We start from the raw sequence: 15254 nt of genomic DNA, 5'->3' as shown, positions 1-15254 counted from the left end.
GCACCCCGCCGCCCGCCACGACATGGACACATGTGAGCTGAGAGCTCAGAGCTCGAAGTCGATCCGCCCCAGCAGTCCCACGTTCAGCCCGAAGTAGTCCGCGTGCACCAGACGCCGGGCCGCCGGGACGGCCGCGCCGTTCAGGGTCACCGTGTCCGTGGCGGTGTCCTGGTCGGTGCGGTAGAGCTCGTACTCCTGCACGAGCAGCCGGTACGAGGTCAGCAACTGGCCGACCGGCGCGGGGATGCCGCCCGCCCAGGCGAAGGAGCCACCGTCGGCTTCGCACGTCAGCTCCACCGGGGCGCCCACCTCCTTCCAGTCCATGTCGTCCTCCTGCAGGCTCGCCCGGCTCTGCACGCTCACCACCACCTTGCGGCTCGCCGCGACGGCCAGCGCCCCGGTGCCGCCGAGCTCACCGAGTTCGTTGTACGTCGCGGGCCCGGACAGCCGCACGGTGAGCCGGTCGTCCTTGCGGCGGCCGGTGACCGTACGCGGCGGGACGAGCTGGGCGAACTCCGCGCGCTCCACCTTCGAGAGGTGCAACGGCTCGACGGAGTACGGCTGGTAGCGGGCCAGCGCGAGCCGCACGTACGGGAAGTACGCCGACCCGGCAACCGACGCCGCGGCGAAGTCCACGTCGATGTCGACGTACCACAGCTGCCGCTCGGGGTGATACGTCGGCGCGAAGGCCACGGCGTCGACCGGCACCGGTGCCGCGTCCGGTGACTCCGCGAGGCGCAGGCCCCGCAGGCTCCGCGCCGCGTTCGGGAAGTGCGCGGCCGACGGCGTCGGCAGCACCGTTGCGTCCGCCCAGACGGGGTCCACGCCCCAGCGGGTGAAGAAGGTGTCGGCGGCGTCGTCGGGCACGGTGGTGCCGCCCGGGTCGAGCAGGACGGCGAGCATCTCGTCGTCCCCGGAGGAGAACCACGGACGCTTCAGGTAGACGCGCAGGCCCGCCGGGCGGCGCTGCCTGGTGACGGCGTCGTTCTCCCGGTCGACGGACCGCTGCCAGCGGAAGGTCGGCACGACGTACGCCACCGCGGGCGGCTCCGGGCGGCGCGAACTGGGCACGGCCAGGGGAGCGGCCGCCGGACCGACGCGGATGACGTTGGTCCGGTCGTCGGTGATGCTCGGGTGGAAGTACTCGCGGAACCGCGTGACGGCGGTCGGGGTGTAGCGGACATCGCGGTGCCGGGTGTCGCCGAACTCGTGGGCGCGGCCGACGGCTTCCTCGTCCGCGGTGTAGGACAGGGTGATGTCCTCCAGGTGGGTGTGTCCGTCGATCCGCCGGGGCGCGGGCTGGGTGACGTCGTCGAGCCACTCGCTCCAGTGCGCGTCCACCTCGACGTGACCGCTGCTCGCGGCGTGACTGCTCACCGTCCCCGTCAACTGTGCCGCGGTCTGCTCGGCCGTGCGGTAGGAGACGAGACCGTCGAGCTCCGGGCGCTGGACGGGCTTCTCCACCGCGTGCACCAGGGTCAGTTCGACCCACGGGGTGAGCATCCAGTTCTCGCCGTCGGCGCTCGCCCGCGTCACGAACGCCTTGTCCCCGTCCGGCAGTCCGGCCCAGAACGACGAGGCGGTCAGCAGGCCCCACTGCCGCAGCAGCGGCAGCTTCCGCGCGTCCAGGTAGCAGCTCAGCCGGACCGTGGCGATCTCACCCTTGGTGAGGAACACCTCCAGCACCCGCTCGCTCACGCCGTCGCGCCAGTGCGGCTCCCGGTTCCCTTCCTTGATCCGCAGCTTGAACGGCTTGGCCTGCGGCCACGGGCCGGGGAAGGGGATCTTGCGGTTCTCCGTGTCGCCGGGCAGGCCGCGCAGCATGACGCCCTCGGCCAGTACGTCCGGGAGGTACGGCAGGATCAGCTGGTCCGCGCTGTGCACCACGAACTCGCCCTGCGCCAGCTCCGCGCCGCGCCGGGGCAGCGGGAGGCGGGTGACCGGCAGCGGATCGTGCACGTCGTGCTTGGCGATGTGGATGTCGCCCGAGCGCAGCAGGTCGTGCTCGCGGTGGGGCCACTCGGGGTCCCGCACCTTGGTGTCCAGGAAGGACCCGGACTCCCGCGACGCGACGGCGACGTACTCCTCGCGGACCTCGTCGGGCTTGCCCGCGCCGAAGACGGCGTCGAACACGCCGTGCTCCTCGGCCATCTGCAGGGCGGTCTTCGGCGGAGCCACGTGCCGCTCCGACACCGGCTTGTACCGCCGGTCAAGACCGTCCACCTCCGAGCGCGCCTCGTGGTCGGGGACGTTCGAGCGCCGCACGGCGTACTCGTCGGTGGAGATCTCCCGGCCGTCGTCGGTGACCGTGCTGCGGATGACGAGACGTTCGGTGGACTCGCCCTCGTTGAACGGCAGGAGCGGCAGCACCACGGGCTGCGGGACCGGCTCCCAGCGGCCGTAGGTGATGGCGTCGGAGTGGACGGCGTCCGGTGTCGTCGCCGTGTGGTCGAGGCCGTTGCCTGCCAGGTCGACGGTCCTGGCCCGCATCCGGTAGGTGCGGCCGAAGCGCAGGGCGGGCAGCGAGCCGGGCTCCGCGGCGAACTTGGTGTCCAACGGCACGTCCGGCGAGACCGGCGGTTCGGGCGCCTTCGGCTGGTCGTCCAGAGCGATGGTCCGGCCGGGGCGCGGCGCCGCGAGGCTCCAGCCGTGCCAGCCGAACACGGCCTGGTGCCCGTAGAGCTGGCGGTCGTCGGCCGCGTCGACGGTGACCGCGCTGGCCCGCACCAAACCCTCGTCCGGGCGGACCTGGATCTCGACGGGCTGCTGTCCCGGCCGGCGCACGGTGTAGCGGCCGCGGCGGCGCAGCAGTGACCGCCACTGCGTGACGCGGCCAGTGGCAGGGTCGACGGCGCCGATGTCCACGCGGTATCCGCGCAACAGGTCGATGGCGGTCAGGACGGCCCCCTCCGGGGCGACCCGGCGGCCGACGTCGGCGCCGATGAGTCCGGCCAGGTGCCGGTCGCGGTCGGTGTGCAGCAGGGTGAGCCCGGCGCCGCGGGCCGCCGGTGTGCCGGTGCCCGACACGAGTTGGGCCACCGATTCGGGACCCGACGGCAGGTCGGCCCGCCGCATGCCGGCGATGGAGCGGGCGTAGTCGAGGTGCTTGAGGGCCGCGCCGTCCACGTCGAGCTCGGTGAGCTGCCACGCCTCGGGGTCGCCGAGGTTCAGCATGCGCTCGCTGAGCACCGAGCCGTCCTCGACGGCCGCCTGGAAGACGCTGCCCGGGGTGAACCGGATCTTCGTCCACGGGCACGTGCCGGGAGCGTTGAGACGGCCCGCGTCGGCGAAACGGTCGTCGAAGTGCACGCGGATCTGTGCCCCGTCGACGACCCCGGCAGGCATCGTGAAGCTCAGGTCGAGCACGAGACCGAACCGGCGCTGCAGCTCCGGATAGTCCCCCAGCAGACCGCACGCCTCGTGGAAGTCGATCCGGTGCTCCGGCTCATCGGCGAGCGAGGCCGGTGCCGGTTGCTTGCCCCGGTCGTAGAAGCGGGCGGCTTCCGCGAGCGGCAGGACCCGCTTGTTGTCGCCGGTGTACACATCGCTCGTGCGGTCCATGTAGCGGGGTTCGTGGCCGTCGTCCGCCGCGCGGACCCCGTGCGGGTCGAGGGCGTCCTCCAGGATCGCGTACCCGGTCCGCAGATCCTGGCCGAGATCGAGCACCGGTTCCGAGATCATGTCGGTCAGCCGGAACAGCGCGGGGAGTTCCCAGCCGCGGTGGTCCGTCGGCGGCTCCTCGCACAACAGCCGCTCCTCACGGGCCCATTCGGTGCGCAGCCTGCTCTCGGTGGTGTACACCGCGACCGCCTCGTAGAGGCCGGTGATCTCGTCGTGCACCAGCCTGCCGGGATACGAGCGCAGGGTGCGCCGCCCCTGTGCGGCGAGCGCGGGCGGCGCCTGCGGCGGCCGGACGAACGTGTCGTCGTGGAACAGGGTCCGCCACAGGGCGGGGTCGGCTGCCGGGTAGCGGCCGGTCGGCCGCAGCTCCTTGGCGAACGTGTCCGCAGGGCTCTTGAACTCCAGCCATAGCGCGGGCAGCAGCGTCGCGAGCCGCTCCGGCCACTGCGCGAAGTCCGCGGACTGCCCGAGCGCGCTGATGCCGGTCAGGGTGGGGCTGACGAGCACGGACACGCGTACCGTACCGGCGTCGCCGACACCGTCGGGCAGAACGGTCCATCGGATGCTGTCCATGTCAGTGCACCTCCGCGAACGCCGTGCAGTAGTCGAAGACCGGATCCACGGGGAGGCCGGTGACGGGGTCGTCGTACGGAGACATGAGATCCACGAACGAGGGCGGAGTGACGTGGGGTTCGGCGAGCCCCGACGCGAGCGCCGCGGTGTGGGCTCCGCTGCCCGCGAACCTCCGCTCGCAGCGAATCGTCACCGACGTCTCGAAGAAGCCGATCTCGATGCTGATCGTCAGCGTGGCCCGGCCGACCGCGTACCCGTCCTGATAGCCCAGCTCCATGTAGAGCTCGATCGAGGCGGAGACGATGCCGAGGACGTCGACCTCGCCGCGGGCCCGCAGATAGCCGACGAGCGTCACGCTGTTCCGGGCCAGATCGAGCCGGAAGTAGATGCCGGCCATCACCGACAGGCTGCCGCTGGCCACCCCGAAGTTCATGGAGACGGCGGCCCCGAACTCGATGGCCGCGTCCAGCACGGCGATCTCTTTGGGGTTCAGGACGATCCCGAAGTAGCCGCCGCCGCCCAGCATCGACACCGTGAGGCGGAAGGGCGCCTCGCGGCGGCAGAAGGAGAAGCCCGCCTGGAGCGGGGTGTCGCCGATGAACGGGACGGACAGCACGGCGTTGAGGGAGAGGTTCTCCAGGCTGAAGACGCCGACCGCCGCGCTCGGCAACTGCATGGAGTAGTTGGCGTGGATCCCGGAGGGGTCGACCGTGATGGCCGGTGGATCGCTGAACCCGTCGAGCGGAATGATGTTGCGCAGGGTCTGGACGAAGTCCAGGTTGCCGACGAAGTCGACGCCGCCGAACTTCACCTCGACGTCGGGTTTCTTGCCCGCACGCATGCTGAACCGGATCTGGTCGAAGTGCAGCACGACCGCGTCGAAGCCCGGGACCATGCGCAGGTCGAACTTGCCGAGGGTGCACGTGACGTCCGCGGCCTGCGGCACGTCAGGGCGGAGCGAGCCGCGCAGGTCGGTGACGAGCGTCAGCTTGCCCGTCGGCCAGAACACGGCGTCCTCGGCGCGGGTCGGCGTCGGTTTGCCCGGTGTCCAAGCCTTGATGTCGGGCTGCCACTGCATACGCGAGTTCACGACGTCGGGCAACTTGGCGCCCAGGGCGGCCTGTTCGATCGCCTTCTTCAGCGCGAGGGCCTGACCCACCGTGCTGTCCCAGGTGGCGGCCTGTTCGGCGATCCGCTGGAGCACCTGCCGCACGCCGGTGTCCACGGCCGCGGGCAGGCCGAGGCGCAGCGCGGAGAGCGCCGCGGAGAAGGTGTTGAAGGCGGCCTCGACGTCCCCGATGGTGGTGGGTTCCTGCGCGTCCTCCAACTGGCTGGTGATGTAGTCGACCAGGGCCTGCGCGAAGGCGGCGGCGGAGTCGATCACCCGGATGACCCGGTCCCTGGTCTCCGGGAACTGTTCCTGGACGGACGCGAGCAGATCGCGGAGTCCGAGCAGGTCGCCGAGGAAGCCGGTGACCGCGTCGACCGTCGCGGTGAAGAAGTTCGGTGCCTTCAGCTTGTCGAGGCCGATCTCGCTCAGGATCTCGGTGAGCGGGAACATCCCGAACAGCTTGGCGCCGGCCAGGTCGCCGAAGTAGTCGAGCGGGTTGAACTTGCCCTGGGCGAGCTTGGCCCACTTGTCCACCGGGACGGCGTCCGCACCCGCGCGAAGGGGCCGCTCCGGGGTCGCGGCGACCGGCCCGGTGAGCCGGGAGAGCCCGGCGACCGGGAAGTTGGGCTGGGCGAGCGCGCCGGACGACTTGCCGTCGTCACGGAAGGTCAGGCCGACGGGCTCGGCCAGTTCGACGAACACCTGCCCCTTGTTCGCCTCGGAGAAGGCGTCCCGCACGTACGGCTCGGGATAGAACACCGACTGGGGCTGGTCGGCTCCGAAGCCGCCGCCGAACTGCCCGAGCGCCGGGACCATGGCCCGCGCCCAGCGCACGGTGGGTACGAACCGGGGATGATCGGTCGCGTCGAGCGCGAGGATGGCCTCGGTGGTCGCTGCTCCCCAGACCAGTTGCCCGGTGGACAGCGTCGTGTCGCCGGGCTTGAGGCTCGGGGCATAGGCGATGGACTGGCCGCGCACATCCGCCACGACCCGCCTGACGCCCGGATCACCGACGTCCGGTGGCAACGGGACCGGATCGGAGCACAGGCCGCGGTAGTGCTCGATGAGCGTCCGCACGTCGGCCTTGTTCGCGTGCACCAGTTGTCCGACGAACGCCATCGGCGTGCGGAACTCCAGGAGACGACCGTCGAGGTCGACCATGCTCACCTGGAACTGGAAGGGGTCCTCGGCGGCGGACACCGGGAAGAAGGCGAGCTTCTCGTCGGGTTCGGCGCCGGGCGAGGACAGCCCCGGAATCGTCTGCGGCGGCTGCAGATCGGGGGTGACCAGGGTGAGCACCCGGACGCTGGTGAACGGGAACAGCCGGTGCAGCCGTTTCTGGTCGTCGTTCTCCTCCGGCTTGCCGTAGCCGCGCACCGGCTCGCGCACCATGATGAAGAACCGTTGGTTGAGATAGGCGGCGTTGTCCGTGCGCGCGTGGTCGAACTTGCGCTCGGTGACCTTGACCAGGTCCGCGAGATGCCCGAACGGCCACAGCCGCCCTCGGTACATGACGCGTACGTAGTGGTCCCGGCCCAGCGAGGCGCGATGGCGCCACTGCGTGACGTCGAAGCCTTCCGGGGGCCTCTCCCACTGGCCGAAGGAGTCGAGCCAACCGCCCATGGTGGACAGTACGAGGTGGTCGACGTCGAGCGGCGCGGGCGTGAAGCCGCCCGCCAGGTTGTGGTTGGAGCTCAGGTGCACCACCGACGACCGGTCCTTGCGGTCCATCGCCATGCGGAATTCGTTGCCGCCGGCGGGGAGGGCGCGCGGGGTCGCCGGATCGAATCCGGGGTCGCGGGTCCACACCGCGCGGGCGTGGCCCGCGGGCATCCGGGTGTGCCAGAGCTCGACCCGGTCACCTGGATCGGGCAGCTCGACGAGGTGTGTCCAGGTCGCCGACTGGGGCGGGGACAGGAGCAGGCGGTAGGGCAGTTCGATGCCCGTGCGCGGGTCGGCGGCGTCCGCCAGGGGGTTCTCGGGACCGGCAGCGGCTGCCGCGTCACGGGCTGCGGCCGGGCCGGGCGCCGCGAGGAGTTCGGCGGCAACGAGCGCGTGCGGCCCGTGCCGCGCGGCCAGTTCCGCGGTCGTCCGGGCCAGTCGCAGCGCCTGGAACACGTCGAGGGGCCGGCCGGTGACGGTGTGCGCCACGCGGGCCGCCGACGCGGGCTCCCGGGCGGCGTCCACCACCCGCAGCGGAAGCGTCCGCATGGCGGTGAGCAGGCCCGCTTCGGTGTAGTCGACGGAGGTGTCGGCGGCGACGCCGAACACCAGGAGACTGCGGCCGCCGATGCGGGAGGCGACCGGCGGCGGTTTGTGCGGCTCGCTGTCGGCGGCGACGGAGCCGGGCTCCCGCGCCGCCGGTTCCGGCAGGCCGGGGCTCAGCTCCAGGAAGGCTTGCTCGACGACGTGTTGGGGCCCGAACGTGACCACGAGGAAGGCCGGTTGCCCGGGATCCTTGCGGACCAGCCGTCGTGGGCCGAGGAGGGGGCGTTCGAGGCGCAGCCCGAGGAACGCGAAGTGCAGGTCCAGCAGGTCGGTCGCCCGCAGTAGCCGGTACGGCTGAGGCGATGGGGAGGCGGCCATGTGACTCTCCCGTCAAGGGAATGCTTCGAAGCACGGATCCATCACCCGCCCGGCGGGGACGCGGCGCGGGCACCGGAAGGAGCCCGCACATGCCTGGACGAGGAGGATGGGTGGTCCTGTGGTGGGTGGCGCCGATCTCAGAAGGCCGACCTCATGGGCGCAGGGCCCCGGAGGGCCCCGGCCGTGCGTCCGGGCTCAGCGGTACGAGGCCTCGGAGGTGTCACTGAGGAAGGCGGCCGGGAAATGCGTGCGGTGGGTGCCGGAGGCACGACGTATCAGCAGGGACCCAAGTATCAGCAGAGTTCCGCCGCGCACGGCGACCGCTTTATCCATGCCTCTGCCCCCCTGCCCCCGGTGCGCACAATGGCTCCCACCTAGGCTCTCGGGCTCACCCGAGGCCCCGCACGCAGGCAGCCCTATGTCACCCGAATGAGTGAATTGGGTGGCGATCAAGAGCCGGGTATGCGCCTCCGGAGGTGCGGAATACCTTCTGTGGCAGGCGAGTTGAGGATCATGACGGGACCGCACCGCGAACGAAGGAGATCCCCATGCCTCTGAGTGTCGAAGAGCGCGAGCAGTTCCTGGCCGAACCGCACATCGGGGCGCTGGCCGTGGACGCCGGTGAGGGAAGGGCCCCGCTCACGCTCCCGATCTGGTACCAGTACGCCCCCGGCGGCGAGCTGTGGGTGATGACCGCCCGCGACTCCAAGAAGGGGAAACTGCTCGCCGCCGCGGGGCGCTTCTCGCTGATGGTCGACCGACTGGAGCCGACCGTGCGCTACGTCTCCGTGGAGGGCCCGGTGGTCCGCACCGAGGACGCCACCGTCGAGCAGCTGCGCGAGCTGACGGCGCGCTACCTCCCGGCCGACAGGGTCGAGCCGTACGTGAAGTCCGCCGTCAAGGAACACGGCGTCGAGGCCGTCTACTACCTGCGGCCCGAGCACTGGTACTCGGCGGACCTGGGAACCGTCTGACCGTCCGGTCGTTGACGGAGAGGTAACTGCCGCAGGGCAGCCCGCCCATCGGCCGGGCGGCGATGGCGTGCGCGACAGCCTGGGCCACATCGCCGCCGCAGGAAGGCGCGGCCGCTTCGGGCGACGGTGACGATGCCGGGGAAGACGGCGCCGCACGCGTCGCCCGCGGTCAGCGGATGTTCACGTCGATGCACGCGTAGAAGGCGTTGGACGTGTCGCCGATGTTCCACACCGCGAGGACCTTGTGCCTGCCGGTGGCGCCGCCGAGGTTGACCTGGTGCGACACAGTCGCCGGTGGCTGCTGGTTGTGGCCGTCGACGGTGGCGACCTTCGTACCGTCCACGAAGTACTCGTAGTTCAGGGTGCGGTGCCGTGCGGTGAACGTCCAGGTGAAGGTCTGGGTCCTGCTGACGTCGCTGACCTTCCAGCCCTTGCTGTCGTTGTCGAGCTCCGCGAACCTGGCGTTGCCGCCGCTGCAACTGCGCAGGCCCTTGGGGCCCTCGACGCTCTGGGGCTCGTACTTGATCTCGCCACAGGCCACCGTACGCGCGGCGCACTGCGCCTGACGGCTCGCCGGGGCGTTGACGTATCCGTGCGCGCTGGCCGAACCGGTCGGCAGCGTGAGGGCGAGCACCGGCGCGAGGCCGGCACCGATCGCGGCGGCGATCTTCCGTTTCCTGTCCATGCGTACTCCTTCACTGCATTGCTTCATGGGGGTGTGCAGCGTGAAGTGCTCTGGTGGGGCCAGATGTTCTCGACGGTCGATTAGTCCGGACCATAGACTTCGGCGGGCCGCGGTCAAGGTCGGTTTCTCGCCATGCACCGGGGGAGTGGGCGGGGCCGCGCGTGCCGACGTGTGTCAACGGGTCATGTACGCACCTCCGTTGACATGCAGCACCTGCCCAGTGATGTGGCGCGCCCCGGGGGACGCGAGGAACGCGATCGTCTCCGCGATGTCAGCGGGTGTGCCGGCGCGGCCCGTCGAGGTCGCGTCCACGAGTTGAGCGCGCCGGTCGTCCGGGAGGCGGTCCCGGAAGAACTCGGTGTCGGCGATGTATCCGGGCGCGACGACGTTGGCGGTGATGCCGCGCGGCCCGAGCGTCTGCGCGAGGTCCAGGTTCCAGGTGGAGAGGCCTGCCTTGGAGGCGCCGTAGGCCCCGTAGGAGCCGGATCCGCGATGCGCTGCGATCGATCCGACGTGGACGACCGCGCCACCGGCCGCGAGGCGGTTGTCCAGCGCCCGGGTGGTCAGCGCGGCGCTGACGAGGTTCGCGTCCAGGTTGGCGCGGAAGGCCCGCGCGTACGCGGCCAGGTCGGCTTCACCGCCGAACGCGAGGTCCGGCTCCGGGGCGTCGTCGAAGTCCGTGTTGCCACCGGCGTTGTTGACGAGGACGTCGATCCGCTCCGGCAGTTCGGCCAGGAGGGCGGTGAGCGCCTCGGGCCGGGTGTGGTCGCACACCAGGCCGCGTACGCCGGTCTCCGTCGCGAGGCGGTCGAGTGGCGCGCGCCGACGGCCGGTCACGAACACGGTGTCGCCGCGCTCGGCGAAGTGGAGGGCGGTCGCGCGGCCGATGCCGGTGCCGCCGCCGGTGATCAGGACGGTGCGTGCCATAAGGTGAACTCCGAACATCCATTGAGGCCTAAATTTAGAGCTAAACGTAGCATCGTCCTGGATGTGATGGGAGAGGGAACATGACGGCAGCGGCCGGAGCGGAAGATGCCGGGACGAGCGGCAGGGAGACAGGGCGAGGCGAGACCGGGAGAGGTGAGACGGGGAGAGGCGAGACTGGAGGAGGGCCGGGTGAGAGGGGGGCCGCCGGGAGCAGGCCGCACCCACCCACCGGCGGCACCGCCACCTACACCGCACAGGACATCGCCGCTGCCTGGGAGCGCGAGCGTCCCGGCACCCCGGCCACGTCGATCGGCATCGTCACGCCGATCTGGCAGCTGGCCAAGCTCTTCGGCGACGACCGGCGCCGCGTCCTCGCCCGGGCGGGCGTGGACACCGCGACCCTCGACCTGCTCAGCGTGCTGCGCCGCAGCGGAACGCCCTACACCTTGACCACGCGCGAGCTGGGCCACCGTTCCATGGTCACGGCGGGTGCCGTCTCCCAGCGGGTGGCCCGCGCGGAACGCGAGGGGCTGGTCGCCCGGCGTCCAGGAGAGGGGCGTCCCCGTACCGTCGAGGTGACTCTCACCGAGGCCGGTCACGCACTCGTCGAAGTTACAGTGGACCAAGTCCTCGGCAGGGAGGCCGACTTGATCGGTGGCCTCACCGCGAAACAGCAGTCCCAGCTCACCGAGCTGCTTGGCATCCTCCTGAGTGACGTCCAACGCAGCCTCGGGGATGAACGGATCACTCAGGTGGGCCAGATGGAGTGATGACGGGCCGCGGCCGGCACCCTGTGGCCCGACCGCGGCCCGCGAAGTGGGAAGACCCCGAACCCGCCTTCACTGCCCGGATCTGCACGTGGTGATGTGCTGTGCCGTTACTGCGCCGATCGTCACGGCGAGCGCGGCGAGCTCGGCGAGCGCGGCGAGCGCGGGCGTCGGTACGGCGCTGATGATCTGTGCGAGAAAGATGGCGAGTTGTGTCGTGACGCCGAGCCGTAGCGCCAGGAGTTGTTTGCCGGGAGGTGGGAGAGCGGCATGGACTCACGCGGAGCGTGGGAACGGCGGGCGAGACCCTTATTTCGCCACCAATCGAGCTAAGTGCGCCATTCGCAAGTCTGGGGATCGCAGGCGAGCCCGCCATGCCCCAGCATCAAGGCGGTGGGTGAGCAGGACCGGGCAGCGTGCCCCGTGCTCGGCCTCGCCCCAAAGAGGGGGAGAAAGTGAGACGTTCACGCCTGATGGCTCTCGCTCTGGCAGCGGCCACGGCTGGCACAACACTCGCAGGCATCACGCCCGCACATGCCGATGGCTGGTTTATGTTCCGCAATCTGAGTAACGAAAGATGCATGTCCTCGGCACAGGACCCCGCGAATACGTACAGGGACACGGCTACATTCGCCAACTGCGATGCCACCGATTCCCGGCAATGGTGGACGGTTCGGCGCCCACATCGCCACGAGCCCGACCGTCCGGCTCAAACACTCACCTCGTAGCCTCCGCGTATGACTGCTGATCCGTTCCAGTGCCGCTGCGTCCTCTGCCATGACTACGGTGACCGAGATGAAGCGGACCGGATGGATCTGAGGATCATAGAGAACGTGCAGCGGCACGGATGGCACGTCGTGATGGTTCCCGAGGACGAGATCGGCCCTGGATTCGCCTACACGATCGGCCTGTCACACACTCACGGCGCATCTGAACTCGCCGTGTTCGGACTCGATATCCACGTTATGCACCAAATACTCAACAGGCTCGGAGAGAAGTCCGCCGCGGGCGCTGTACTGGCTGACGGCCAGAGACATCCTGACGTTGTTGACGGTCACCAAGTCGCGCTCAGGCAGGTTGATCTGCGCTGGTACAGGACCTTCTTCGGACAGGCCATCGGGTTCTACCGGCGGCCTCCCTTCCCCGTGCTGCAAGTCGCGTGGCCCGACGCGGATGACCGCTTTCACTGGGAAGAAGCCGCAGGGGAGAGGCATCGGGGTTCCCAGCCGCAGTTGTGGCTGCTACCGAGTGAGCACCCTGTCGGAATCTGGACGACCGAACTCTGACCCCGTGCCGACCAGCGACGGAGTAAAACCGTCGCGAACAGCTACAGGAGCAAGATCATTTTGCGGAGCAGAATTCTGCCCGACTGTAGAGCTGTCGCTTGATCTTCTTGATGCGGTTCACGGCGCCCTCGATGCTGCCGGAGCTCCAGTCCAGAGAAGGCCCAGCTGTCACGGCGTCGAAATCTCGGAGCAGATGGAGTGCGAAGCCGGTGGGGCCGGGTAACTGGCTGGCATCGACCGCGTCGATCCAGGTGGGAAGCGTGGAGCCGAGGTGGTCGGTGAGTATCTCGCCGAAGTCGCGGACATGTCCGGCTTCCGTGTCCAGTTTCGGTGCAGCGGGCCAAGACATCCTTCAGACCGGCCCGGTCCTCCTCGGTCAGGGTCGTGGGGTGGCGGGTGAGCCACCCGGTCACCTGCCGCACCGTCGGCGGACGGGGCGGCGCGCCGGCCGGAGCCCCGCGGAGGATGGCGACGTGCTACGGGCCATCTGGTAGGTCACGGGCGCGTTGTCGGCAACGAGTTCGCGCCTTAACACCGTGCTCCGGTACGCATGCTGGACCCTTACAAGCCCACCTGGAGCAGCGCTTCGCCGAGGGATGCACCAGCGTCAACCACCCACCTCCACACAGGCGACCAGCGGCCCAGCTTCGCGGGTCGGGAGTGCGTCGACCATGCGATGGTCTTCGACGCTGGTCAAGACGGTGGAGTAGGTCTGGCCCCGGCGGATCGCGAAGTCGTCCACGCTCAGGACGCGCGGAGTACCAAACTGCGGATCGGGCAATGCCATGACCCTCCGTAACAAGGTCATCCGGCCGGCCCCGAACCCCAGCTGAGCTGCCAGCCGGGCGCCAGCTCGCCCGGCCAGCGCGAGCCCCACCCGCTCCAGGGCGTGACTGAGCTGCATGGTGAACCGCGTGTGTGCGGGGCAGCCAACTGCGAGAACGGCTCGGCGAACGTCCGGCGCGGGCAGTCCGCCGACCCGCAGATGAAATGCCGGACCGTCAGCAGGATCACAAAGCCCTGTCAGCGAGCGGAAGGTCTTTCAGCCTGAGCCGATAGCGGTCGTGGACTCGGTCCGAGAAGCGGGCCGCAGTCCGGACATGAAGCGCCGGCCGCGCGGTCTCTCGCCGCCACCTCGACCGTGCCGAACGCGGCTGTGACCGCCTCGACATCCACACCGTCGACTCCGTCGAACACCAGCGAATCCCAGAACGGTGCATCGATCTGCATGACCAGCACCATCACCGGCCATATCCGGCTGCAGCAGCGGGCGGCAGGTTCCTGATGGAGCGTCAATTCTGCCCGCCGCACGACAAGGCGTACGCGCAATCGAACAACGGGGTAACGCTCCGCGACGACTTCCCAAGAACTGTGCCAGAACCGAGTTTCGACAGCATCTCTGGCTGTTGCTGTTCGATTGCGGAGCTGGCCTTCTGCGCTGGACTTGCCAGGCTCGTGATGGAGTCGGGCGAGTCCGGTGGCTAGGGCTGGGCTGGCGTCAGGGGAGGGTCTTGATCCACTCGGTGATGGCGTCTGTGTACTGCTGCGCCATCGGTTCGTGCATGGTGTGCGGGGCGTCGGGCGGTGTGAAGGTCACCGGCTGGCCGGTGGATTCCAGCAGCCGTCGGGCCTGGGCGGCCTGGATGTCGGTCATGGCGCCCATGAGCCGGCCGGTGTCGGGGTCGGTCATGTGGAAGTGGTGGGTGAGCAGCACCGGCGTCTTGACCTGGGCGAGGAGGGTGGCGTGGTCGACGCCGGCGTTGGCGGTGTCGTTGGCCCATGCCTGGGCCCATTCGGGGTCGTACTCCTTCAGGTGCTGTACCGGGGTGGGTGAGGCGCCGGCTTCGGGGTTGCCGTCGCCCATCATGAAGCCGATCCCCGGGTGCAGGAATTCGGGGAGCTCGTGGGGGGCGGCGTCGACCATGCCGGTCCAGTCGCCGATGGACCATTGGGGGCCGAGCCACTTCGCCCACAGCGCGAAGATCGGCCCGAGGGTCTGCGCCATGCCCGGCCCGTACGGCGGGGTGGCCTGGGAGGAGAACAGCGGCGGGTCCTCCAGGATCGCGCCGCGCACCAGTCCGGGCTTGGCGTAGGCGGCGACGTAGGCAGTGATGATGCCGCCGGAGGAGTTCCCGGCCACGATCGTGGGGCGCCCGATGACCAGGTCGATGAACCGCTCGACGTCGGCTCCCCAGGTGTTCAGGTTGTAGCGGCCCGGGGTCCAGGTGGAACGGCCTTGGCCGCGCAGGTCGATCGCGTACACCCGGAACTCGGAGCTGAGCAGCCCGATCGCGTCCTCGTATCCCCACCAGGACTCGCCCTGCGCGGGGACCAGCAGGAGCGCCGGGGCGCCCGGGTCGCCCTCAGCGACATAGTTCATACGAATCTCGCCCAGGTCCACCAACTGCTCACGGTAGCGGTGGGGGATGAAGCTCTCGGCGCGGTCGGCGGCCTCAGAGATGCTCACGGTCGTACTCCTTGCACAGGGGACAGGCAACCAGAGGTCATATGCCACTACCTGCTGTCATCGTCGAGCGAAGGGTTCCGGATCGGCGAACCCGGCACGACCGTATGCCCCCTTGCGGACTGTTTCTGTCCTAAGTCGAGGCCAGGTGTGGTGGCTCAGGTTGTTCGAATCAGCACGTCCGGGGCGCTGCCGGAACCCGTGAACATTTGCTGCCCGGAAGTCCTGGACAAAGCCAACGGCACCTTTGGCGTGGACGT

At 69.7% G+C, this 15254-nt stretch carries 11 protein-coding genes; 3 read left to right on the top strand and 8 right to left on the bottom strand.

The genetic code is table 11. The features are described 5' to 3' along the window. Positions 1-45 precede the first annotated feature (45 nt). Both ACZ69I_RS09610 and ACZ69I_RS09605 read right to left on the bottom strand, forming a co-directional pair. Positions 46-4194 carry a hypothetical protein gene (locus ACZ69I_RS09610; RefSeq protein WP_470831249.1) on the bottom strand — a complete coding sequence of 1383 codons (4149 nt, stop codon included), beginning with the start codon at positions 4192-4194 and terminating at the stop codon, positions 46-48. Between the two features lies 1 nt (position 4195). Further along, the gene (locus tag ACZ69I_RS09605; RefSeq protein ID WP_470831248.1) at positions 4196-7891 is read right to left on the bottom strand and encodes a hypothetical protein; all 3696 of its coding nucleotides are present in this window, start codon (positions 7889-7891) and stop codon (positions 4196-4198) included. Positions 7892-8439: 548 nt separating this feature from the next. On the opposite strand from ACZ69I_RS09605, the gene ACZ69I_RS09600 reads away from it, so the two are divergent. Next, on the top strand, positions 8440-8865 hold the full coding sequence (locus ACZ69I_RS09600; RefSeq protein WP_467677965.1) for a pyridoxamine 5'-phosphate oxidase family protein: 426 nt from the start codon (positions 8440-8442) through the stop codon (positions 8863-8865). 169 nt (positions 8866-9034) lie between these two features. Here the strand turns inward: ACZ69I_RS09600 and ACZ69I_RS09595 are convergent, their stop codons facing one another. Both ACZ69I_RS09595 and ACZ69I_RS09590 read right to left on the bottom strand, forming a co-directional pair. After that, the gene (locus ACZ69I_RS09595; protein WP_467677967.1) at positions 9035-9550 is read right to left on the bottom strand and encodes a lytic polysaccharide monooxygenase auxiliary activity family 9 protein; all 516 of its coding nucleotides are present in this window, start codon (positions 9548-9550) and stop codon (positions 9035-9037) included. A 174-nt stretch (positions 9551-9724) separates the two neighbouring features. Continuing rightward, entirely contained in the window at positions 9725-10477 is a 753-nt protein-coding gene (locus ACZ69I_RS09590) for an SDR family NAD(P)-dependent oxidoreductase (RefSeq protein ID WP_467677970.1), read from the bottom strand. Between the two features lie 260 nt (positions 10478-10737). Between ACZ69I_RS09590 and ACZ69I_RS09585 the strand changes: the two genes are divergently transcribed. Both ACZ69I_RS09585 and ACZ69I_RS09580 read left to right on the top strand, forming a co-directional pair. Further along, entirely contained in the window at positions 10738-11247 is a 510-nt protein-coding gene (locus ACZ69I_RS09585) for a MarR family winged helix-turn-helix transcriptional regulator (RefSeq protein ID WP_470831580.1), read from the top strand. A 734-nt stretch (positions 11248-11981) separates the two neighbouring features. Then, positions 11982-12530 (top strand): DUF4262 domain-containing protein, encoded by a 549-nt coding sequence (locus ACZ69I_RS09580; protein ID WP_470831247.1) that lies wholly within the window; start codon positions 11982-11984, stop codon positions 12528-12530. Between the two features lie 55 nt (positions 12531-12585). Here the strand turns inward: ACZ69I_RS09580 and ACZ69I_RS09575 are convergent, their stop codons facing one another. From ACZ69I_RS09575 to ACZ69I_RS09560, 4 genes are all read right to left on the bottom strand, one after another. Beyond that, on the bottom strand, positions 12586-12879 hold the full coding sequence (locus ACZ69I_RS09575) for a hypothetical protein (RefSeq protein ID WP_470831246.1): 294 nt from the start codon (positions 12877-12879) through the stop codon (positions 12586-12588). Between the two features lie 258 nt (positions 12880-13137). After that, on the bottom strand, positions 13138-13434 hold the full coding sequence (locus ACZ69I_RS09570) for a hypothetical protein (protein WP_470831245.1): 297 nt from the start codon (positions 13432-13434) through the stop codon (positions 13138-13140). A gap of 119 nt (positions 13435-13553) precedes the next feature. Continuing rightward, positions 13554-13760, bottom strand: a complete 207-nt coding sequence (locus tag ACZ69I_RS09565; protein WP_470831243.1) for a hypothetical protein — start codon at positions 13758-13760, stop codon at positions 13554-13556. Positions 13761-14028: 268 nt separating this feature from the next. Further along, the gene (locus ACZ69I_RS09560; protein WP_470831242.1) at positions 14029-14997 is read right to left on the bottom strand and encodes an alpha/beta hydrolase; all 969 of its coding nucleotides are present in this window, start codon (positions 14995-14997) and stop codon (positions 14029-14031) included. Between the last annotated feature and the right edge of the window lie 257 nt (positions 14998-15254).

Source organism: Streptomyces sp. NPDC036815 (assembly GCF_055609205.1).
This window is presented reverse-complemented; position numbering and strand designations above follow the sequence as displayed.